At 60.9% G+C, this 20,783-nt stretch carries 18 protein-coding genes; 4 read left to right on the forward strand and 14 right to left on the reverse strand.

Annotation, left to right across the window (positions count from 1 at the left end; all coding sequences use genetic code 11):
* The first annotated feature begins 80 nt into the window (after window positions 1-80).
* Entirely contained in the window at window positions 81-2,258 is a 2,178-nt protein-coding gene (locus HF675_RS03000; protein WP_187044013.1) for a YgiQ family radical SAM protein, read from the forward strand.
* A 63-nt stretch (window positions 2,259-2,321) separates the two neighbouring features.
* Here the strand turns inward: HF675_RS03000 and HF675_RS03005 are convergent, their stop codons facing one another.
* The 4 genes from HF675_RS03005 to HF675_RS03020 all read right to left on the reverse strand — a co-directional run bounded on the left by HF675_RS03005 (window position 2,322) and on the right by HF675_RS03020 (window position 6,194).
* Window positions 2,322-2,924: a transglycosylase SLT domain-containing protein gene (locus HF675_RS03005; protein WP_187044014.1), complete on the reverse strand. Its 603-nt coding sequence runs from the start codon at window positions 2,922-2,924 to the stop codon at window positions 2,322-2,324.
* Between the two features lie 143 nt (window positions 2,925-3,067).
* On the reverse strand, window positions 3,068-3,889 hold the full coding sequence (gene dkgA / locus HF675_RS03010; RefSeq protein ID WP_105232649.1) for a 2,5-didehydrogluconate reductase DkgA: 822 nt from the start codon (window positions 3,887-3,889) through the stop codon (window positions 3,068-3,070).
* A 397-nt stretch (window positions 3,890-4,286) separates the two neighbouring features.
* Complete coding sequence (yqhD, locus tag HF675_RS03015; RefSeq protein WP_105232648.1) at window positions 4,287-5,450, reverse strand: alcohol dehydrogenase; 1,164 nt, start codon at window positions 5,448-5,450, stop codon at window positions 4,287-4,289.
* Between the two features lie 3 nt (window positions 5,451-5,453).
* A complete protein-coding gene (locus HF675_RS03020) occupies window positions 5,454-6,194 on the reverse strand; it encodes an NADPH-dependent oxidoreductase (protein ID WP_187044685.1) in 741 nt (246 codons plus the stop codon).
* 311 nt (window positions 6,195-6,505) lie between these two features.
* Here HF675_RS03020 and HF675_RS03025 point away from each other — a divergent pair, with 311 nt between their 5' ends.
* Complete coding sequence (locus tag HF675_RS03025; RefSeq protein WP_105232646.1) at window positions 6,506-7,411, forward strand: AraC family transcriptional regulator; 906 nt, start codon at window positions 6,506-6,508, stop codon at window positions 7,409-7,411.
* A 29-nt stretch (window positions 7,412-7,440) separates the two neighbouring features.
* Here the strand turns inward: HF675_RS03025 and HF675_RS03030 are convergent, their stop codons facing one another.
* The 5 genes from HF675_RS03030 to HF675_RS03050 form a co-directional block, all read right to left on the reverse strand.
* Window positions 7,441-8,100: a DedA family protein gene (locus HF675_RS03030; RefSeq protein WP_105232645.1), complete on the reverse strand. Its 660-nt coding sequence runs from the start codon at window positions 8,098-8,100 to the stop codon at window positions 7,441-7,443.
* Between the two features lie 158 nt (window positions 8,101-8,258).
* On the reverse strand, window positions 8,259-9,452 hold the full coding sequence (gene metC, locus HF675_RS03035) for a cystathionine beta-lyase (RefSeq protein WP_105232644.1): 1,194 nt from the start codon (window positions 9,450-9,452) through the stop codon (window positions 8,259-8,261).
* A 223-nt stretch (window positions 9,453-9,675) separates the two neighbouring features.
* Window positions 9,676-10,968, reverse strand: a complete 1,293-nt coding sequence (locus HF675_RS03040; protein ID WP_105232643.1) for a TRAP transporter large permease — start codon at window positions 10,966-10,968, stop codon at window positions 9,676-9,678.
* A 13-nt stretch (window positions 10,969-10,981) separates the two neighbouring features.
* A complete protein-coding gene (locus tag HF675_RS03045; protein WP_105232642.1) occupies window positions 10,982-11,488 on the reverse strand; it encodes a TRAP transporter small permease in 507 nt (168 codons plus the stop codon).
* 33 nt (window positions 11,489-11,521) lie between these two features.
* Window positions 11,522-12,499, reverse strand: coding sequence for a TRAP transporter substrate-binding protein (locus HF675_RS03050; protein ID WP_187044015.1), 978 nt, complete (start codon window positions 12,497-12,499; stop codon window positions 11,522-11,524).
* A gap of 445 nt (window positions 12,500-12,944) precedes the next feature.
* On the opposite strand from HF675_RS03050, the gene exbB reads away from it, so the two are divergent.
* Window positions 12,945-13,922 carry a tol-pal system-associated acyl-CoA thioesterase gene (gene exbB, locus HF675_RS03055; RefSeq protein ID WP_105232640.1) on the forward strand — a complete coding sequence of 326 codons (978 nt, stop codon included), beginning with the start codon at window positions 12,945-12,947 and terminating at the stop codon, window positions 13,920-13,922.
* Between the two features lie 3 nt (window positions 13,923-13,925).
* Window positions 13,926-14,348 (forward strand): TonB system transport protein ExbD, encoded by a 423-nt coding sequence (exbD, locus tag HF675_RS03060; RefSeq protein ID WP_105232639.1) that lies wholly within the window; start codon window positions 13,926-13,928, stop codon window positions 14,346-14,348.
* Between the two features lie 65 nt (window positions 14,349-14,413).
* On the opposite strand, the gene HF675_RS03065 is transcribed toward exbD, so the two are convergent.
* The 5 genes from HF675_RS03065 to HF675_RS03085 are packed head-to-tail and all read right to left on the reverse strand — an operon-like array spanning window position 14,414 to window position 20,636.
* Window positions 14,414-15,232 carry a shikimate 5-dehydrogenase gene (locus HF675_RS03065; protein ID WP_187044016.1) on the reverse strand — a complete coding sequence of 273 codons (819 nt, stop codon included), beginning with the start codon at window positions 15,230-15,232 and terminating at the stop codon, window positions 14,414-14,416.
* A 17-nt stretch (window positions 15,233-15,249) separates the two neighbouring features.
* The gene (locus HF675_RS03070; RefSeq protein WP_105232637.1) at window positions 15,250-16,293 is read right to left on the reverse strand and encodes a LacI family DNA-binding transcriptional regulator; all 1,044 of its coding nucleotides are present in this window, start codon (window positions 16,291-16,293) and stop codon (window positions 15,250-15,252) included.
* 21 nt (window positions 16,294-16,314) lie between these two features.
* The gene (locus tag HF675_RS03075; protein ID WP_187044017.1) at window positions 16,315-17,724 is read right to left on the reverse strand and encodes a sucrose-6-phosphate hydrolase; all 1,410 of its coding nucleotides are present in this window, start codon (window positions 17,722-17,724) and stop codon (window positions 16,315-16,317) included.
* A complete protein-coding gene (locus tag HF675_RS03080; protein ID WP_105232635.1) occupies window positions 17,724-19,094 on the reverse strand; it encodes a sucrose-specific PTS transporter subunit IIBC in 1,371 nt (456 codons plus the stop codon). The genes HF675_RS03075 and HF675_RS03080 overlap by 1 nt, the downstream gene beginning before the upstream one ends.
* Window positions 19,095-19,145: 51 nt before the next feature.
* Window positions 19,146-20,636 (reverse strand): carbohydrate porin, encoded by a 1,491-nt coding sequence (locus HF675_RS03085; RefSeq protein WP_187044018.1) that lies wholly within the window; start codon window positions 20,634-20,636, stop codon window positions 19,146-19,148.
* Between the last annotated feature and the right edge of the window lie 147 nt (window positions 20,637-20,783).

The following is a 20,783-nucleotide window of genomic DNA, read 5'->3' on the forward strand; positions in this document are numbered from 1 at the left end:
ATAAATAACCCTGCTCTTTTTGCTGATACTGCGTATAATCGCCGCCCGGCGATTAATTAACCTGCAAAGAGCACTGTCGAATGAGCACCACCAGCCTGATCCAACCGGATCGTGAACTGTTTTCTTATAAGCGTTACTGGGCCGAATGTTACGGCACCGCGCCGTTTTTACCGATGTCGCGTGAAGAGATGGACCAATTGGGCTGGGACAGCTGCGACGTGATTATTATCAGCGGTGATGCTTACGTCGACCACCCCAGCTTCGGCATGGCGATTATCGGTCGCATGCTGGAAGCGCAGGGGTTTCGCGTCGGGATTATCGCCCAGCCGGACTGGGGCAATAAAGAGGACTTTATGCGCCTCGGCAGGCCGAACCTGTTTTTCGGCATCACCGCCGGCAATATGGATTCAATGATCAACCGCTATACCGCCGATCGTAAACTGCGCCACGACGATGCCTACACGCCGGGCAATGTCGGCGGTAAGCGTCCCGACCGCGCCACGCTGGTATATACCCAGCGTTGTAAAGAGGCCTATAAGGACGTGCCGATCGTACTTGGCGGCATTGAGGCCAGCCTGCGCCGCATCGCCCATTATGATTACTGGTCGGATACCGTACGCCGCTCGGTGCTGGTGGACTCCAAGGCCGATATGCTGATCTACGGCAACGGTGAACGTCCGCTGGTGGAGGTGGCGCACCGCCTGGCCGCCGGCGAGAAGATCGCCGATATTCACGATATTCGCAACACCGCGGTGATGCGCAAGGCGCCGCTGCCGGGCTGGAGCGGGGTGGATTCCACCCGTCTGGATAAGCCGGGGCGCATTGAACCGATTCCCAACCCTTACGGTGAGGATCTGCCCTGTGCCGACGGCGCTCAGCCGGAGCCGGAAGCCAAGCCGGTCACCGTGCGCGCCGCTAAGCCGAAGCCGTGGGAAAAAACCTATGTGCTGCTGCCGTCCTTTGAAAAGGTGAAGGCGGATAAAGTTCTGTACGCCCATGCTTCGCGCATTTTGCACCATGAAACCAACCCGGGCTGCGCCCGCGCTCTGATGCAGAAGCACGGCGACCGCTACGTGTGGATCAACCCGCCGGCGATTCCGCTGAAAACCGACGAGATGGACAGCGTGTTCGCGCTGCCGTACCAGCGGGTGCCGCACCCGTCCTACGGCGAGGCGCGCATCCCGGCGTACGACATGATTCGCTTCTCGGTGAATATCATGCGCGGCTGCTACGGCGGCTGTTCGTTCTGCTCGATCACCGAGCACGAAGGGCGGATTATCCAGAGCCGCTCCGAAGATTCGATCATCCGTGAAATTGAGGAAATCCGTGACAAGGTGCCCGGCTTTACCGGCGTGATTTCCGATCTGGGCGGCCCGACCGCCAATATGTATATGCTGCGCTGCACCAACCCGCGCGCCGAACAGACCTGCCGCCGCGCCTCCTGCGTGTATCCGGAAATCTGCACCTATATGGATACCAACCATGAGCCGACCATCAAGCTGTACCGCCGCGCGCGCGAGCTGGAAGGGGTAAAGAAGCTCCTGATCGCCTCCGGGGTGCGTTACGATCTGGCGGTGGAAGACCCGCGCTACATCAAAGAGCTGGCGAGCCATCACGTGGGCGGCTATCTGAAGATTGCGCCGGAACATACCGAAACCGGCCCGCTGTCGAAAATGATGAAGCCGGGCATGGGCAGCTACGACCGCTTCAAGCAGCTGTTCGATCATTACTCCAAGCAGGCCGGCAAAGAGCAGTATCTGATCCCGTATTTTATCTCCTCACATCCGGGCACGCGGGATGAGGACATGGTCAATCTGGCGCTGTGGCTGAAGAAAAACCGCTTCCGTCTCGACCAGGTGCAGAACTTCTATCCGTCGCCGATGGCGAACTCCACCACCATGTATTACAGCGGCAAGAATCCGCTGGGTAAAGTGGGCTATAAATCGGAAGAGGTCTTTATCCCGCGCGGCGATCGTCAGCGCCGTCTGCACAAGGCGCTGCTGCGCTACCACGATCCGGCCAACTGGCCGCTGATCCGCGGCGCGCTGGAAGAGATGGGGCTGAAGAACCTGATCGGCAGCCGCCGCGACTGCCTGGTGCCCGCGCCGAGCATTGACGAACAGCGCGAGGGCAAGCGTCTGCAGCGCCGCGCGCGTCCGGCGCTGACCAGGCACAGCGATATTCAGCGCCAGCGCTCACCGTCCAACAGGCCGCCGCGCAAGGCGATCCGTAACGGCGGCGCCAAAGGCAAGGCGTAACCGCCGTTCGGGACGGGCTAATCATGCCGGTCGGCGCAGGCTGACCGGCATTTTTTCGCCGGATTACAGCTGGGCGTAGGCCGCTTCCACCTTCGCCAGATAGCGCGGCGCCTGCGCCGACGGATGATGCTGGCGCACGTGCCACCAGAACGCCTCGGGAGACAGGCTGTTAATCATGCTGACCGCCTGACGGCGGTTGCTGGAGAAGGTGCGCAGCAGCGCGCCGGCGCCGTTGACGTAGGCCACTTCGGTGGCGTAGCGCAGCGTCACCGGGTTATCAATCCCCCGCAGCTGCCGCTGCAGCGAAGCCAGGTAGGCGGCGCCCAGATCGATATTGGTCTCCGGGTCGAGCAGGTCGTCATCGTCCGGGCAGCCGCTTTTCCCTTTAAACTGGTAGGCGTCGCAGCCGGCGGTGGAGGCTTTCAGCTGCATCAGGCCGACGGCATTGGAGCGGCTGACCGCTTCCGGGTTAAAGCCGGACTCCACCTGGATCATCGCGGCGATCAGTTTGGCGTCGACGTCGTACTCGTCGGCGGCGTCGGCGATGGCGCTATCAAAACTGTGGCGGTCGTAGCTGACGGATTTGTGCTTGCTGGAACAGCCGGCGAGGATCAGTAGCGCCAGCGGGATGGCCAGACGCGTACAGGCGGCGATCGAAAATTTCATAGTGCTCCGTGCGGTGGAAAAGTGTCAGACATTGATAGTGCCATCATCGCCGGCGGGCAGGCAAAGATTTTGACCAAAAGCCGCATGACGTGCGCGGGGGCGAAAATAGGCCCGCATACAGCGGGCCGAGGAGGGAGGGCGTCTTACAGAGTGGCGGGATCCGGCCCCAGACGTTTGCTGATATCCAGTTTGGCAATCTGGCCCAGCTCGTCCTTATCCAGCTTAAAGTCGAACACCGCAAAGTTTTCGCGGATGCGCGACGGCGTGACCGATTTCGGAATGACGATCAGACCGTTGTCCAGGTGCCAGCGCACCACGATCTGCGCCGGGGTTTTTTCATACTTCTCCGCCAGATGTTTGATCACCGTCTGATCGAACACGCCTTCGCCGCCTTGCGCCAGCGGGCTCCAGGATTCGGTGGCGATGTTGTGCATGGCGTTCCAGGCGTGCAGCTGGCGCTGTTGCAGCAGCGGATGCAGTTCGATCTGGTTGATCACCGGCGTGACGCCGGTTTCATCCTGCAGGCGCTGCAGGTGCGGCACATTGAAGTTACAGACGCCGATACTTTTCGTCAGGCCCTGCTCGCGCAGTTTGATGAGGCTGCGCCAGGCGTCGACATACTGATCCTGCGACGGCCGCGGCCAGTGGATCAGGTACAGGTCGACATAGTCCAGCCCCAGCTTCTTCAGGCTGGTTTCCAGCGCGGCCTGCGGATCGCCCTGATCGTCGTTCCACAGTTTGGTGGTGATAAACAGTTCACTGCGCGGCAACGAGGCTGACTGCAGCGCACTGCCGACGCCTTCCTCGTTTTTGTAAATGGCAGCGGTATCAATGGAGCGATAACCAACCTCCAGCGCTTTCGTCACGGCGTTGGCTGTCTCTTCAATGCTCGCCTGCCAAACGCCGAGACCCAACTGCGGCATCAGATTACCATCGTGGAGTTTGATGATGGGTTGCGTTGTCATGCGTATCTCCTTTTGACCTGATTGCCGACGTTCATTACGTCGGAAAGCTTGCTTTAATTTTAGACCCTGCACGGTTGAAGTTGCAGCGCGTAAACGGCGTGCGGGCCTGGCCGCAACGGCAATACGTCGGGGGTCGTTGGCAATTCTCAGAATGGCCGAGGGTTAGCGGTGCGTCGGCGATCCTGCGGAACCTGTTGTCATACGTCTCCTCCGGTAAATAAGCCAAATGGCGAAAATGGGACTGACGGAGGCGCCGTCGGCGCGGGGAAAAGCGCCCGGGATGTCCGGGCGCAGGCAATACGTTATTGTGAGACCGGGCGGCCAACGGCATACGACAACGGCGCAGCAAATTGATCGGCCCGGCCTATAAGCCTAGCAGGAAATCGACGGGGTGCGATTAACGCGCTGCCTGATAGATGCGTTCGCTGACGTCAAGCGTGATGTCCTGATGCTCGCCCAGTGCGGTCATGCCGTGTTCGCGCAGCTTTTCCAACAGCGCGGGAATGCTGCTACCGTCGAGCTGGTAGTCGGCCATGCGGGTCGGCACGCCCATTTTTTCGAAGAACTCGGCGGTGGCGGCAATGGCGGCTTCGATGCGCTGGTCGTCATCGCCGTCGCGCAGACCCCAGACGCGCTCGGCGTACTGCAGCAGTTTGTCGCGTTTTTGCGCCTTTTTCTCCCGCAGCAGCGACGGCAGGACGATCGCCAGCGTCTGTGCGTGATCCAGGCCGTGCATCGCCGTCAGCTCGTGGCCGAGCATGTGGGTCGCCCAGTCCTGCGGCACGCCGGCGCCGATCAGACCGTTCAGCGCCATGGTGGCGCTCCACATCACGTTGGCGCGCACCGCATAGTTTTCCGGTTCCGCCAGCGCGCGCGGGCCGTCTTCCAGCAGCGTCAGCAGCAGACCTTCGGCGAAGCGGTCCTGCACTTTGCCGTCAACCGGGTAGGTCAGATACTGCTCCAGCGTGTGGACAAAGGCGTCAACCACGCCGTTGGCGATCTGCCGCGGCGGCAGCGAGTAGGTGACCTGCGGGTCCAGAACGGCAAACTGCGGCTGTACCAGCGGCGAGAAGAAGTGCTGTTTGTCGCCGCTGCTTTTACGGGTAATCACCGCGCCGCTGTTGGATTCCGAGCCGGTGGCCGGCAGGGTCAGCACGCAGCCCATCGGCACCGCGCGGGTAATTTCGCTGCCGACGGTCTGCATGATGTGCCAGGCGTCAGACGAGGCGCTGTAGTCCGCCGCAGCGGCGATAAATTTGGTGCCGTCCACTACGGAACCGCCGCCGACCGCCAGCAGATAATCAATCTTCTCGGCACGCACGACCTCGACCGCTTTCATCAGCGTTTCAAAGGTCGGGTTCGGCTCAATACCGCCGAACTCGGTGACGCTGCGCCCCTGCAGCGCGGCGTGCACCTGATCCAGGACGCCGTTTTTCTTCACGCTGCCGCCGCCGTAGGTAATCAGAATACGGGCGTCGGCCGGGATTTGCTGGCCCAGCTCGGCAATTTGATCTTTACCGAACAGAATTTTGGTTGGGGTGTGGAGAATAAAGTTTTGCATGGTTTATTTGTCCAGTTTAAAGCCTTGTTGCTGAATGGCGGGAAGCACATTCGGGAAATAGATATGCTGGTAATAGCTGGCGGTGTTGCGGCTCCAGTCGTCGCCGTCCGCGCGACCGGTCTGCTGCCAGTAGTCGCTCAGCGTCTGGTTATAGGCCTTGATGGCGTCCGGCAGATTTTCGCGCTGATAGCGTTCTTCATGGCGGAAACTGTCGATCGGCAGGCGCGGTTTCTGCTGTGCGCCCTGATCGACATGGCCGATCACCAGCCCGGCGACCGGGAAGGTCAGCTCCGGCAGCTGCAGCAGTTCAATCAGCGCCTGAGGGTCGCGGCGGATGCCGCCGATCGGCACGATGCCCAGCCCGTGCGAGCGGGCGGCGGTCATCAGCGCGCCCAGCGCGATGCCGACGTCGGTGCTGCCGGAGATCAGGCTCTCAATACTTTGGTGCGCGGTTTGCTGCTGGCCGCCCATGGCGATGCCCAGCCGGGTTTTGTGCATATCCAGCACCACGGTGATAAACACCGGCGCTTTGGCGATCCACGCCTGCCCGCCGGCAATCTCGGCGATGCGCGCACGCTGGGCAGGGTCGCGGGTGACAACCAGCGAAACCTGCTGGGAGTTGACCGACGTCGGCGCCAGATGGGCGGCGGCGATAATGCTGTCGAGCACCTCATCGGCGATCGGCTGGTCGAGATAGCTGCGCTCGCTGCGATGCGACGTCAGCAGGTCAATGGTCTGGTTCATGGTCATGCTGCCTTATCCGGTTTTGCTTCTGGTCAGCATTGCGCCGTCGTCCGTGCCTTAACGGGCCGGAGAAAACGAAGATTGCCGAGAAGAAGAAGGGGCGTTTCAGATTGACGACGAGGCGACGGCTTGCCTAAACCTATAGGGAAGATGGCGCCCGCTAATTTGTAGGGACTATTGTCAGCGACGCCCGGCGGCTTAACAATGCACATTTCTGCCTGGTGTTTGCCTATTTCTACAAAACTCTGTAGAAATAAGCGCTGTTTTATTACTATTTGTGAGGCGTAAATCTTAACCAAATCGGAGGCGGGATGAGCGACATTGACGAGCTTCGGTACCGGATGGCGCAGCAGGCGGCGCGCTTTGCCGTGGGTAACGGCTATACGCCGTCGCCGGTGCCGCAGGTAAACATTCTGTACGCTGACCGGCATTATCCGCGCCAGCCGGTGATGTATGACCCCAGTATTGTCATCATTTTTCAGGGGCACAAGGTCGGCTTCTGCGGCAGCAAGGTGTTCCGTTACGATCCGCGCAACTATCTGCTGATGACGCTGCCGCTGCCGTTTGAGTGCGAAACCTTCGCCAACCCTGAGCAGCCGCTGGTGGGGATCTCGGTGCGCATTGATACCCAGATGCTGCAGGATCTGCTGATTGATATCGGCGATGATGACTATCTGACGGCGCCGCACGGCGAGAGCAGCGGCATCAACTGCGCATCGTTGCATGACGAGATGCTGTGCGCCACCGAGCGGCTGCTGGACGTGATGAGCAAGCCGCTGGATGCGCGGGTGCTGGGGCCGCAGATCGTGCGTGAAATTCTCTATTACGTGCTGTGCGGCCACAGCGGCGCCTCGCTGCAGGAGCTGGTCAGCCGGCATACGCACTTCAGCCAGATCGCCAAGGCGCTGCGGCGTATTGAAAAGCAGTATGCGGAGAGCCTGAGCGTCGAGGCGCTGGCCAGCGAGGTGAATATGAGCGTGTCGGCGTTCCACCATAACTTTAAGGCGGTGACCAACACCTCGCCGCTGCAGTACGTGAAATCCTACCGTCTGCATAAGGCGCGGCTGCTGATGCTGCACGACGGTCTGAAGGCCAGTACGGCGGCGATGCGGGTGGGCTATGAGAGCGCCTCGCAGTTCAGCCGTGAGTTTAAGCGTTTCTTCGGCGTGACGCCGAGCGATGAAGTGGCGCGGGTGCGGGATAACTACGCCGCCTGACGGCCGGCTGCGCGGCCGTCAGGCGAGGTTCAGGAGGCCTGACGTTTTTTACGCCAAATCACCAGCATGGCGCCGAGCAGCCCGAACACCAGCAACGCCAGCGGCAGGATCATCAGGCCGGCCATCACCTGGTCTTCATAGCGTTTGACGAGGGGGATTTGGCTGAAGGCGTAACCCAGGCCGACCACCGACACCACCCACAGCAGGGCGCTCAGCCAGTTGAAAAACTGAAAGCGCATATTGCTCAGGCCGGAGATGCCCGCCATGGTGGGCAGCAGCGTGCGGACAAACGCCAGAAAGCGTCCAACCAGCAGCGCCGTCAGACCGTGACGGTGAAACAGCACGTGTGCGCGCTGGTGGTACTGCGCGGGCAGTTGCAGCAGCCATCCCTTGACCAGATTGGTATGCCCCAGCCAGCGCCCCTGCAGATAGCTGAGCCAGCAGCCGAGGCTGGCGGCCAGCGTCAGAATAATCAGGGTCGGTACGAAGGACATCACGCCTTTGGCGATTAAGGCGCCCGCCAGCAGCAGCAGGCTGTCGCCGGGTAGAAAAGACGCCGGCAGCAGTCCGTTTTCCAAAAACAGGGTGATAAAAAGCACCGCATAAACCACCCAAATCACGCTGGGATCGGCCAGAGCCGTAAAATCCTGTTGCCAAAGCGCGTGAACAATCTCTTTCAATACATCCATTTTCTGTCCCGTTGCGCCAGGTTCACCTTACGAAGCAAATATGATGGTGATTAGTGTACCTCTATTAGCGTAACCGGACATTAAATGACGCATAGAAATATGCTTGCGATGGAGAATTTTCCCCATTGTCTGCCCGATTTTTATCGGTTGCCGGTAAATCAGCCGGCCTGCAGGCGCGCAAAACCCGCCGCCAGATCGTCGATCAGGTCCTGTACGTTCTCCAGACCGATATGCAGCCGCACCAGCGTGCCGGAAAAGTCGACGCCGCCGGCCGGACGGATCGCCTCCAGTTCCTCCGGCTGATTCGCCAGGATCAGGGATTCATAGCCGCCCCAGGAGTAGGCCATGGTGAAATGGCTGAAGTGGTCGAGATAGTCGGCCAGCTGCGCCTCGCTCAGGCGCTGTTTCAGGATAAAGGAGAACAGCCCGTTACAGCCGCTGAAATCGCGCTGATAGAATTCATGCCCTTTACATTCAGGCAACGCCGGATGGTTGACGCGGGCGACTTCCGGCCGCTCGGCCAGCCAGCGGGCGACGGCGATGCTGCTCTGTTCATGCTGTTTAAGCCGTACGTTCAGCGTGCGCAGGCCGCGGCCTGCCATATAGGCGGTATCGGCATCCACCATCTGGCCCATCAGGTAGGAGTACTCACGCAGCTGGTCCCAGCAACGGGCGTTGGCAACCGCGGTGCCGAGCATGTAATCGGAGTGGCCGATAATGTATTTGGTGCCGGCCTGAATGGAAATATCAATGTCGAACTCCAGCGCCTTGAACAGTACGCCGGCGGCCCAGGTATTGTCGATCATAATGACAATCTCCGGGTTTACCGCACGCACGGCGCGCACGATGGCCGGAATATCCTGCACTTCCAGCGTGATTGAGCCAGGCGACTCCAGAAACACCACGCGGGTGTTCGGCTGGATCAGCTCGGCGATGGCCTCGCCAATCAGCGGGTCAAAATAGGTGGTGGCGATATTCATCCGGCCCAGAATATGCGTGCAGAAATCCTGCGTCGGCTCATACACGGAACCGGTCATCAGCACGTGGTCGCCAGCGCTGACGAACGACAGGATGGCGTTGGAGACCGCGGCGGCGCCGCAGGGGTAAAGAACGCAGCCGGCGCCGCCCTCCAGCTCGGTCATCGCCTCCTGGAAGGCAAAATGGGTCAGGGTGCCGCGGCGGCCGTAAAACAGTTCGCCGTGGGCGCGCTGTGCCGTCGCGTGTTTTTTATCGGCCACGGTGTCGAACACCAGCGAGGAGGCACGTTGCGTCACCGGGTTGACCGCGCCGTGGGTGTAGCGTTTGCTGCGGCCGGCGCCGATCAGCGCGGTATCGAGATTTTTGGACGTCATACGGCTTACCTGCGGGTTGTTCACTGCGAAAATTTGATGCGTATTACGGTATCATGTCGCGAAATAGCCATCCAGACGTTTTTACTTCTATGATTGAAAGTGACGGTTATTCACTGCCTTTGCGCTACCGCAAGGTGGAATACGCTGTGCTAACGGCGAAAAAAAGCCCGTTTATCGGCAAACGGGCAAACAGGCAACGTGAAAAAGGCGGCAGAGACGCAGTTCAGCCGCCCATTACGCCAAACAGATGCGGCAACCACAGCGAAATAGCGGGGATATAGGTAATCAGCAGCAGCACCATAAACAGCACGCAGTAAAACGGCAGCATGGTTTTGACCACCGCCTCAATTTTCTGCTTGCTGACCGCGCTGGCGACGAACAGCACCGAGCCGACCGGCGGAGTGATCAGGCCGATACCCAGGTTCACCATCATGATCATGCCGAAATGCACCGGATCGATGCCCAGCGCGTTGGTCACCGGCAGCAGCACCGGCGTGAGGATCAGAATCAGCGGCGCCATATCCATCAGCGTGCCGAGCGCCAGCAGCATGATGTTGATGCAGATCAGAATGACGTATTTGTTCTGCGAAATGGCGGTGAAGAACTCGGTGATGCGCAGCGGCAGCTGCATATAGGTCATTACCGCGCCGAAGCAGGCGGCGAAGCCGATCAGGATCATCACAATGGTGACGGTCTTGATGGTGCGGTACATCAGGTTGGGCAGTTCGGACCAGCGATAGTCGCGGTAAATAAACATGGTGACGAAGAACGCCCACAGGCAGGCCACCGCCGCGGACTCGGTGGCGGTAAAAATGCCGGACATGATGCCGCCCATGATGATCACCACGGTCATCAGACCCCACAGCGTGTCGAGGCAGATTTTCAGCGCCTGACGCAGCGGTATGACTTCCCCTTTCGGGTAGCCGCGCTTGTGGGCGAAAGCGACGCACATCACCATCAGCGAGACGCACAGCAGCAGCCCTGGCAGGATGCCGGCAACGAACAGTGAGGCGATCGACACCGTACCGCCGGCGGCCAGCGAATAGATCACCGCGTTATGGCTTGGCGGGATCAGAATCGCCTGCACCGAACCGCTGGCGGTGACCGAGGCGGCGTAGTCGCGCGGGTAACCCTTTTTCTCCATTTCCGGCACCATCACCGAGCCTATCGACGCGGTATCCGCCACCGAAGAGCCGGAGATCGCGCCGAAGAAGGTGGAGGCGACGATATTGACCAGCGACAGGCCGCCGCGTACAAAACCGACGAAGATATAGGCGAAACTGACCAGCCGGCGGGCGATGCCGCCTTCCGCCATAATGGCGCCGGCCAGGATAAAGAACGGGATCGCCAGCAGGGAGAACTTGTTGACGCCGCTGGTCATCTGGATCATCAGCGCTTCCAGCGGCAGGTCGATCCACAGCGCGCCGGCGATGGCGCTCAGCCCCACGGCGTAGGCCACCGGCACGCCGATGGCCAGCAGCAGGGCGAGAGAAGCAAGCAGGATAAAGGCGTCCATAGCACGGGCTCCGTCAGGTATTGCCGAGCATCACCACCGGGCGGTGGTGCTGCGGGCCGAAGAGTAGCCGCTCAATCACGAACAGCAGGGTGACGGCCGAGCCCAGCGGCAGCGGCAGGTAGGCCTGGCCGGCGCTCAGCAGCGGGAATTCCGCCATCGGCTGCTGCCACAGCTGGCTGCACAGGCCGTAGCCGTAATAAAGAATAAACAGGCTAATCACCGTCATCAGCAGGTCCGCCAGCCGGCCACACAGACGCTGCCAGACCGGCGGCAGACGGTCGGTCAGCATATTGACGGCGATATGCGCGCCGGCGCGGTAGCTGACGGCGGCGCCGATAAAGGTAAAGGTCACCATGCACAAGATGGCGATCGGCTCCGGCCAGGCGGCGCCCTCATTGAGCACGTAGCGGCTGAAGATGCCGACCGGTATGACGGCGACCATCACCAGCAGCGCCGCGCCGGCCAGCCACATGGCGATACGGTACAGCAGATCCATCGCCTGATGATAAGCATGTGCCATAACCAACCTCCGAAAAACGGGAAAAAGAGCGGGTTACTGCACCGCGTTGATGCGGTCGATCAGCGCCTGATGCGCCTTGCCGTACTGGTCGCGCACCGGCTGGGTCATCTTATAGAACGCTTCACGATCGATCTCATGGAACTGCACGCCGCCGGCCTTCATTTTTTCCAGCGCCTGCTGGTTATAGGCGGCCCACAGGGTGCGCTGCTCGGCCTGCGCCTCTTTCGCCAGTTTGAGGATTAGCTGCTGGTCTTCCGGGGTCAGCTTGTCCCATTTGACTTTGGAATAGAGAAACAGCTCAGGAATAATAAAGTGGCGGCTCAGGGTGTAGTTTTTGGTTACCGGCAGATAGTTGTGGGCGATAAAGGTCGGCGGGTTGTTTTCCGCGCCGTCGATAACGCCGGTCTGCAGGCCGCTGAACACTTCGCTGACGCCCATACTGACGGCGTTGGCGCCCATGGCTTTCAGCGTTGCCAGCGCGATTGGGCTGCCCTGAACGCGGATTTTCATCCCCTGCAGATCCTGCGGCTTCACCACCGGTTTTTTGGTGATCAGATTGCGGGTGCCGGAATCCATCCAGCCGAGAAACACCAGCCGTGAGGCCGGGTCGTTGGTGATTTTGTCGCCGATCTCCTTGCCGATTTCACCGTCCAGAACCTTATGCAGATGCGCCTCGTCGCGGAAGATGTACGGCAGGGTGAACACATCGATCTCCGGTAAAATCGCCGCCACCGGCGCCATGGATACGCGGATAACGTCAATGGCGCCGATCTGCGCCTGCTCGATCATCTGCTTTTCGTCGCCGAGCATGCCGCCGGGGAAGGTTTTCAGCTCCAGGCGGCCCTGCGTGGCGGTTTTCAGCTTGTCTCCCATATGCTGCACCGCCACGACATTGGGGTAACCTTCCGGGTGGACGTCGGCGGCTTTGATTTGTTGCGCCAGTACGGCCTGGCTGCACAGCAATGTGCAGAGGGAGAGGCACAAACCTGATAGGGCGTGGGGCAGTTTCATCGCGGATCTCCAGAGTGTCGGGCATCGGGGTTATTGTTGTTCATCATCCCAGGCACGCAGCGGGAACGGAAAGGGGCGCGTCAGGCCGGGTTCGCGCTGCGTCAGTACAAAAGATAAACACAGTTGAAACCTGCTTGCTACATAATTGAAAAGCCGTTTTAAAAATAATTGATCGCCATCACTGTGATGACGTAAAAGCCGTCGTGTTTCGTGATGAGGTTAAAAAAACGGCTGAACGGTGACGGGTTTGTTGGCGTTTGACTGGGTAAATGTTACACAGCGGCGTCTGATAAAGCTGCGGCTGGCGCGGGTTAACGGTTTTTTGGACCAGGGATGCGTTATTGAGTAAATAATAATGATAACTACTATCAATCCGTGATTTGTTTGATATGATCGCACGCTGAATTCTCGTTTAATTTTGATCGGTAATGGTTGGAGGCGCAGCGTGAAAACGGCTGGCAAGACTATGAATCAAAGAGCCCGCGGCGCTGGCCGGGGACAGTGGGGCGCCGTATTCGGGCGCGGTTTGATCGCGTCCATGGTGCTGGTGGCCGGGCTGGCCGGCAGCGCGCAGGCCGCGCCGGAAACTCAGCCGGCCGCTACCGAGAGCGCCTCTGCGCCGGCAACGCCGGCTCCGGCGAGCGCCGCGCCGCAGTCAGTGACGCCGGTCAACCCGGCGCCGACCGTCCAGCCGCCGGAAACGCGCGGTATGGACTTGTCCGTCTGGGGCATGTATCAGCACGCCGATGCGGTGGTGAAAACCGTAATGATCGGCCTGGTGCTGGCATCGATCATCACCTGGACCATTCTGTTTGCCAAAGGCAGCGAACTGACACGCGCCAAGCGTCGCCTGCGCCGTGAGCATCAGCAGCTGGCCGAGGCCCGCTCGCTGGATGAAGCCAGCCAGATGGCGCAAGGCTTCCAGCCGGAGAGCATCAGCGCCGTACTGCTGAATGACGCGCAGAACGAACTGGAGCTGTCGGCGGAATCCAACGACAACAACGGCATTAAAGAGCGCGCCGGCTTCCGCTTTGAACGCCGGGTGGCGGCCTACGGGCGTCAGCTGGGCAAAGGTAACGGCTTCCTTGCCACCATCGGTGCAATCTCGCCGTTTGTCGGCCTGTTCGGCACCGTTTGGGGCATTATGAACAGCTTTATCGGCATCGCGCACTCGCAGACCACCAACCTGGCGGTGGTCGCACCGGGCATCGCAGAAGCGCTGCTGGCTACCGCGCTGGGCCTGGTTGCCGCCATCCCGGCGGTGGTGATTTACAACATCTTCGCCCGCGTGATCGGCGGCCACCGTGCGCAGGTTGGCGACGTGGCGGCGCAGGTGCTGCTGCTGCTGAGCCGTGACCTGGATCTGGCGGCGACGGCGGAAGCCAAACGCGCACAGCACGCACACCAGCTGCGGGCGGGGTGATCTATGGCGATGCGCTTAAATGAAGATCTGGACGACAGCGGCGAACTGCACGAAATCAACGTAACGCCGTTTATCGACGTTATGCTGGTGCTGTTGATCATCTTTATGGTGGCGGCGCCTCTGGCTACGGTGGATATCCGTGTCGACTTGCCGGCTTCGACGGCCAAGCCGCAGCCGCGTCCGGAAAAACCGGTATTCCTGTCGGTGAAGGCTGACAAACAGCTGTACGTCGGCGACCAGCCGGTGACGGCGGAGCAGCTGACCTCGGTACTGGACAGCCGCACCCAGTCCAACAAGGAAACCACCATTTTCTTCCAGGCGGACAAGAGTGTGGATTACGCCACGCTGATGAGCGTGATGGATACGCTGCGCAACGCCGGCTACCTGAAGGTGGGGCTGGTGGGGATGGAAGGGGCTGCCAAGTAACTTCCTGAGAAAGCGTAAAAGGCCGGGCATTGCCCGGCCTTTCTTTTATCTGCTATCTGCGGCGCTCAGCCGCGCGCATGCGCCGCCGCGCGGGCGACCTGTTCATCGCTCGGCCGCACGCCGGTGTACAGAACAAACTGCTCCAGCGCCTGCAGCGCAATCACTTCCGCGCCGGTAATCACCGCTTTACCCTGCTGGCGGGCGTGGCGAATCAGCGGCGTTTCCGCCGGCAGCGCCACCACGTCAAACACCCGCTCGGCGACGGCGATACAGCCCGGCTCAAAGGCCAGCTGCTGCGCTTCGGCGCCGCCCGCCATGCCGATCGGCGTGACGTTAATCAGCATCTGCGGCTGCAGACTACCCATCTCTGCTTGCCACTCATAACCGTATTGCTGCGCCAGCGCCCGGCCGGCGGTCTCATTACGCGCGATAATATGTCCGTTACGCAGGCCGGCGTCGCGCAGCGCGGCGGTCACCGCTTTGGCCATGCCGCCGCTGCCGCGCAGGGCGAACGAGGTGTCCGGCGACACCTGGTGCTGCGCCAGCAGTTTGGCGACGGCAATGTAGTCGGTGTTATAGGCACGCAGAAAGCCGCCGTCGTTGACGATGGTGTTGACCGAATCGATGGCCGTGGCGGACGGATCCAGCTCATCCAGGAACGGGATGCAGCTCTCTTTGAACGGCATGGATACCGCGCAGCCGCGGATGCCCAGCGCGCGTACGCCGCCGACCGCCGCCTGAATATCGTTGGTGGTGAACGCCTTGTAGATGAAGTTCAGCCCCAGCTCCTGATACAGGTAATTGTGGAAGCGGGTGCCGAAGTTGCCGGGACGGCCGGCCAGCGACATGCACAGCTGGGTATCTTTATTAATGTTTTGCGGCATGGAGCGCTCCTTGGTGATTAGCGTTGGCCGAGCAGCGCCAGCGAGCCGGCGTGGCGCCAGTGAATGCTGCCGGGCAGGTAGAGGGCGTTGTGTTCCGGCGGCCGTTCGTCGATCAACTGCGTCACCAGATCAAAACTGTGTTGCGCCAGTCCGCGGCAGTCTTGCGCCACGGTGTCGATTTTCAGCGTCATGCAGTCGAACAGGTAGTGGTCGTCAAAGCTGCACAGGTGGATATCGCTGTCCATCAGCTGATGCTGGGTGAGGTAACGCAGCACTCCTTCCAGCAGGCCGCAGGCGGCGGTAAACAGCGCCTTCGGCGGACGGCCGAGGCGTGCGCACAGGCCGGCGATCATCTCATAGCCGGAACTGGGGTGATAGTTGCCGCTGATTATCCACGCGTCCCGGGCGCTGACGCCGGCATTTTCCAGGCCCTGGCGGAAGCCGGCAAGGCGATCGCGCGTCGGCGACAGGCGCGGCTGGCCGCCGAGAAAATAGAACTCGTCGGGATGCTGTCGGGCGACCGTCTCCACCAGCTGCGCGGTCGATGACACCGAGTCGGTGATCACCAGCGGCAGCGACGAGCCGTTAATGACCCGGTCCATCTGCACCACCGGCAGGCTGGCGTTAATCTTCTGGTATTCCGCATCGTTCAACTGGCTGGAGGCGACGATCAGCCCGTCGACCTGGCGCTGTACCAGATTGTTCACCGCCATCATCTCCTGCGCCGGGTTTTCATCCGAGCAGGCAATCAACAGCTGCAAACCGGCTTCGCGGCACAGGGTTTCCAGTTCGCGGGCGATAACCGCAAAGCCGTAGTTGGTCATTTCCGGCACCACCAATCCCAGCGTATGGCTGCGGGTAGAGCGCAGCGAGCGGGCGTGAATGCTGGGTTGGTAGTGGTGCTCGTTAGCCAGCGCCAAAATACGATCGCGGGTATCGTCAGAGACGCGGTATTGCTTGCTGCGGCCATTAAGCACCAGGCTGGCGGTCGATTTCGACACGCCTGCCAGCCCGGCAATATCACTGATGGTTATGCGTTTATTCTTTTTCACTAACGGCATCTATGTTCATCGTAGGATGCCTTATTCTAACATGCATGGCCGCAGCGGCCAGTATTGCAGCGCCAGCGGCGCGTCGCCGTGCAGTTGCAGGATCGGCGGCTCGCCGGGGAAGTAGCGCGAGCTCATCACCGCTTCGCCCTGGTTGATAAAAATCTCCACGCTGGAGCGGTCGAACAGCAATTGCAGTTCCCTGAGTCCGCCGCGCCAGTAGCGGTGTTCCGGCGCGCCGCTGCGCAGGTTATTGCGCGTCAGCGTCAAACGCTCGCCGTCCCACGTCAGCTGCATGGCGTCGCCGAAGCCGGCGCGGAACGGGCCGTGCGGCGTTAGCCGCAGTTCGGCGCTGTCAATCGCCAGCGGCGGCGCATCGTCAGCCGCACCCTGCCAGCGGCTGAGTTCCCCGCGCAGCTGCTGCAGTTCGGCGACCGGCTGCTGATACAGTTTGCCGTCACGCAGCGTAAGCTCGCGCAGGAAGGTCATGGTGTGCAGCCAGCCGTAGCGCGTCGTCGGCTGTTGTTGTTCGTCCTGATCCGGCACGCCCATCCAGCCCACCAGCAGCCGGCGGCCGTCTGCCGCCAGCGTGGTTTGCGGCGCATAAAACTCGAAGCCGGCGTCCAGTTCGTGAAACTCGCCGTGGCTGAAGCGCGCCGTCGAGTAATCCAGCTCGCCGACGAAGTAGCCGGCCTGATAGACGTTCAGATAGCGCTCCTGCTGCGCCGCCAGCCCCTGCGGGCAGCAGATCAGCACGTCGCGCTGGGCAAGAGGGAACAGATCCGGACACTCCCACATATAGCCGAAGTCGCCCAGGCCGTTCAGTTGGGAGCCGGCGATCTCCCCCAGCAGCGTCCACTGACGTAAATCATCGGCACGCAGCAGCAGCACCTTGCCGCGATCCTGCAGATCGCGCGCGCCCAGCACCATGTACCAGTGCTGCCCATGGCGCCAGACCTTCGGGTCGCGCACGTGGCCGCTGTAACCGTCGGGCAGCGGCAGCACCGGGCCGAGCTTGCGGTATTCACCGCGCTCATCTTCCTGCGCCAGGCACTGATAGGCGGTGCGCGAACCGTCGGGGAATTTCACATTGCCGGTATAGACCAGCATGATCTTGTCGTCCGTCGCCACCGCCGAGCCGGAGTAGCAGCCGTGGCTGTCGTAACAGGCGTCGGGCAGCAGCGCCACCGGCTGGTGCTGCCAGTGCAGCAGATCGCGGGACTGCCAGTGGCCCCAGCATTTGCGGCTGTGGTCGCAGGCCAACGGGTTCCACTGATAGAACAGATGGTACACGCCGTTGTGCTGGATAAAGCCGTTGGGGTCGTTGAGCAGCCCGACGCTGGGCGCCAGGTGCCACAGCGGGCGGTGGGGATCCGCGGCGGCGCGCGTCTGGCCCTGCATCAGCGCCAGTGCGGTGTGTTTCATCAGGCTTAACGCGTCCATTATTTATCGTCCGTTTGGTATTTCAGCAGCAGGGAAATGACAAAGGCGCTGCCGAAGGCGATCGCCAGCCCGATGACATAGCTGAGCAGCGCGTTAGCCTGCACGATGGCCATGCCGGGGATGGCGGTCAAACCGACGGCGCTCATGCCGACATGATTGGCGACCACCCAGGCGCCGCCGAGCGCGCCGCCGGCCAGCGCGGCGAGGAAGGGTTTGACAAAGCGCAGGTTGATGCCGAACAGCGCCGCTTCGGTGATGCCGAGCATGGCGGAGAAACCGGAAGGCACGGCGATCGCCTTGATTTTGGCGTCGCGGGTTTTGAAATACACCGCCAGGCAGGCGCCGCCCTGCGCGATATTGGCCATCGACCAGATCGGCAGCAGGAAGTTGACGCCGATATTCGGGTTGCCCAGCAGCCCGGCCTCAATGGCGTGGAAGCTGTGGTGGATGCCGGTGATGACGATCACCGAATACAGACCGCCGAACAGCAGCCCCGCCAGCCAGCCGGCATGGGCGATCAGCGTGCTGAGCAGCAGCGAAATGCCGTCCCCGAGCGCGCGCCCTGCCGGGCCGATAAACAGCATGGCGACAAAACCGGAGATAATCACCGTCAGGAACGGCGTCAGGATCAGGTCGAGTGAGTTGGGGATCACTTTGCGCAGCTGTTTTTCCAGCATGCTCATAAACCACACTGCCAGCAGCACCGGGAATACCGTGCCCTGATAGCCGATCATGGCGATCTCCAGCCCGAAGAAGTTCATGGTGGAGAAGCCTTCGGCCACGCCCCAGGCGTTGGTCAGCGCCGGATGGGTCAGAATACCGCCCAGCGTGGCGCCGAGGTAAGGGTTGCCGCCAAATTCGCGCGCGGCGGTGAAGCCGATCAGGATCGGCAGAATGATAAACGCCGCCGAGCTGAACATATCGAGCATCACAAACAGCGCATTGTCGGGGCTGGCCCAGCCGTAGGTTTTCATCATGCCGAGCAGCCCCATCAGCAGACCGGAGGCGACGATGGCAGGAATGATCGGCACGAAAATATTCGACAGCAGGCGGGCGATGCGCTGCAGCGGGTTAAGTTTTTTCGCCGCGATATCGGCGGCTTCCGCTTTGCTGGATTCATTGACGCCCGCCGCCTTGATAAATTCGGCATGCACCTTGTTCACCAGGCCGGTGCCGAAGATCACCTGAATCTGCCCGGCGTTGCTAAAGCAGCCTTTCACCCCTTCCAGCTGTTCGATGGCGGCTTTATCTATCTTGCTGTCGTCCAGCAGAACCAGGCGCAGACGCGTGGCGCAGTGGGCCGCGCTGGCGATATTGTCTTTGCCGCCGAGTAATGGCAACAGCGCCTGTGCGGTTGCGGTGACGTTCATGTTCTCTCCCGTTTAAATGCTAACAATGCCGGCCGCCGCGCGGCCGGTGGTTCAGAAAAAGTATTTGAATCTGGCGCGCAGGCCGTAGCGTTTGTCGTTATCGCCGTTGGCGATCTTGTTGTCGGCGTCGGCCTCCAGCATGGAGGCATAGGCGCCAAGATACAGATTAAAGTTCGGCATGTTCATGACGTTGGGGATTTGGTACGACGCATGAATGGTGTGAATGTCATAGCGTCCCGGTTCGCTGAGCGGGTTGTCGATCTGCGCCGTCATGCCGTCGGTGGAAAACTCTTTGATATTGTTATGGGCGTAGATATAGCCCAGCTCGAAGCGGCGCCACAGCACGTTGGCGCCGGCGGAGAAGTCCTGCTCGCCGGCCGCATCCAGATAGGCGGTGCTGAGGTTGGCGACGATGCCGTTTTCGGCGTCGTCCGCCAGACTGTTCCAGCTGAGCGTCATGCCGTAGCCGTTACGCTTGGACTGGTCGACCCACTGACCGCGGGCGTTCTGGTAGCCGTAGGCGTTGTTGACCACGTTACTTTCCATCGCCAGCGCGGCGCTGAAGCGATCTTTTTTCCAGGCGATGACCGGGCGCAGATAGGCGACGTTCTTTTTGTTTTCCAGCGTGTTGCCGTGATAGCTGTTTTCCTGGAACAGCGAGGTGCCGTCTTCCACCAGGGTGTTGAGCTCGAAATACCAGTCGCCGGCGTATTTGCTCAGCATCAGGTTGCCGCCGCTGCTGCTGCGACCGCGTCCCTCTTTCATCATGTAGATATAGCCGAAGCCGTCGGCGTACAGATCGTTGGCGGTGTTGCCGGAATACTCGATAAAGGTGTCCTGGTTGAGCGGGAACATATCGTAGGCTTCAAAACGGCCGACCTTGGCCTGCCAGTCCTGTTCTTTACCGAAGAAGAACGCGGCGTCGTCCAGATTCATTTTGCCGCTCATATCCGCCAGCGGCTGGACGCGGAAGCCGGAGAAGCGGCCGTCCGGGTTGCGGCGGTAGCCGTCCAGCCCGACCAGAATGCGACCGTTAATATCCCAGCGCTCGTGATCGCCGGGTTTCCAGTTTTTGTTGTCGCGGGTTTTCAGCGAGGTGAGCTGGCCGCTGCGGCTGGCGCCGTCGAGATTGAACTCCACATCGCCGTACAGTTTCAGATCGCTGAAATGGGTGAGCTGGAGGCCGGCGGCCGGCGGCGTAGCGTCGTCCTGCACTGCGGAGCTGCGCTTCGCCAGCTGCGTGCTTTGCTGCTCGACGTGCGCGGTGCGTTGCTCCAGGCTCCGGGCCTGCCGTTCGGCGTGTTCGGTGCGCTGCTCCAGGCTCCGGGCCTGCCGTTCGGCATGTTCGGTGCGCTGCTCCAGGCGCTGGGCTTGCCGCTCGGCGGCGGCGGCGCGTTTTTCGGCCTGCGTAGCCCGCAGTTCCGCCTGTTGCAGGCGCTGCTCCAGTGCGTTGAGGCGGGCCTCAATACTGTCGTTGGCGGCCAGCGCCGGGCCGGCGATGAATAATCCTGTCGTTACAGCCAGATAGCGTAGGTTTTTCATGGGTTCTATCATCCAGAAAGGTCATTATTATTGTTTGCTAAATTGCTAAACCGGTTTTTCTGGCGGAACGATAATCGAGAAGAGGAGAGGATGGCAATGAAGTTGGCTAACCCGATTCAGCTATTGTGATCGAGCGCGCATTTATCA

The sequence above is a fragment of the Serratia sp. JUb9 genome, from assembly GCF_014298095.1.
Taxonomy (GTDB): Bacteria; Pseudomonadota; Gammaproteobacteria; order Enterobacterales; family Enterobacteriaceae; genus Serratia_B; species Serratia_B rhizosphaerae.

Excerpts from the sequence above, each read along its gene's own strand:
- HF675_RS03000 (WP_187044013.1), top strand. The coding sequence starts at position 81 with ATGAGCACCACCAGCCTGATCCAACCGGATCGTGAACTGTTTTCTTAT.
- HF675_RS03005 (WP_187044014.1), bottom strand. The coding sequence starts at position 2,924 with ATGAAATTTTCGATCGCCGCCTGTACGCGTCTGGCCATCCCGCTGGCG.
- dkgA (WP_105232649.1), bottom strand. The coding sequence starts at position 3,889 with ATGACAACGCAACCCATCATCAAACTCCACGATGGTAATCTGATGCCG.
- yqhD (WP_105232648.1), bottom strand. The coding sequence starts at position 5,450 with ATGCAAAACTTTATTCTCCACACCCCAACCAAAATTCTGTTCGGTAAA.
- HF675_RS03020 (WP_187044685.1), bottom strand. The coding sequence starts at position 6,194 with ATGAACCAGACCATTGACCTGCTGACGTCGCATCGCAGCGAGCGCAGC.
- HF675_RS03025 (WP_105232646.1), top strand. The coding sequence starts at position 6,506 with ATGAGCGACATTGACGAGCTTCGGTACCGGATGGCGCAGCAGGCGGCG.
- HF675_RS03030 (WP_105232645.1), bottom strand. The coding sequence starts at position 8,100 with ATGGATGTATTGAAAGAGATTGTTCACGCGCTTTGGCAACAGGATTTT.
- metC (WP_105232644.1), bottom strand. The coding sequence starts at position 9,452 with ATGACGTCCAAAAATCTCGATACCGCGCTGATCGGCGCCGGCCGCAGC.
- HF675_RS03040 (WP_105232643.1), bottom strand. The coding sequence starts at position 10,968 with ATGGACGCCTTTATCCTGCTTGCTTCTCTCGCCCTGCTGCTGGCCATC.
- HF675_RS03045 (WP_105232642.1), bottom strand. The coding sequence starts at position 11,488 with ATGGCACATGCTTATCATCAGGCGATGGATCTGCTGTACCGTATCGCC.
- HF675_RS03050 (WP_187044015.1), bottom strand. The coding sequence starts at position 12,499 with ATGAAACTGCCCCACGCCCTATCAGGTTTGTGCCTCTCCCTCTGCACA.
- exbD (WP_105232639.1), top strand. The coding sequence starts at position 13,926 with ATGGCGATGCGCTTAAATGAAGATCTGGACGACAGCGGCGAACTGCAC.
- HF675_RS03065 (WP_187044016.1), bottom strand. The coding sequence starts at position 15,232 with ATGCCGCAAAACATTAATAAAGATACCCAGCTGTGCATGTCGCTGGCC.
- HF675_RS03070 (WP_105232637.1), bottom strand. The coding sequence starts at position 16,293 with ATGCCGTTAGTGAAAAAGAATAAACGCATAACCATCAGTGATATTGCC.
- HF675_RS03075 (WP_187044017.1), bottom strand. The coding sequence starts at position 17,724 with ATGGACGCGTTAAGCCTGATGAAACACACCGCACTGGCGCTGATGCAG.
- HF675_RS03080 (WP_105232635.1), bottom strand. The coding sequence starts at position 19,094 with ATGAACGTCACCGCAACCGCACAGGCGCTGTTGCCATTACTCGGCGGC.
- HF675_RS03085 (WP_187044018.1), bottom strand. The coding sequence starts at position 20,636 with ATGAAAAACCTACGCTATCTGGCTGTAACGACAGGATTATTCATCGCC.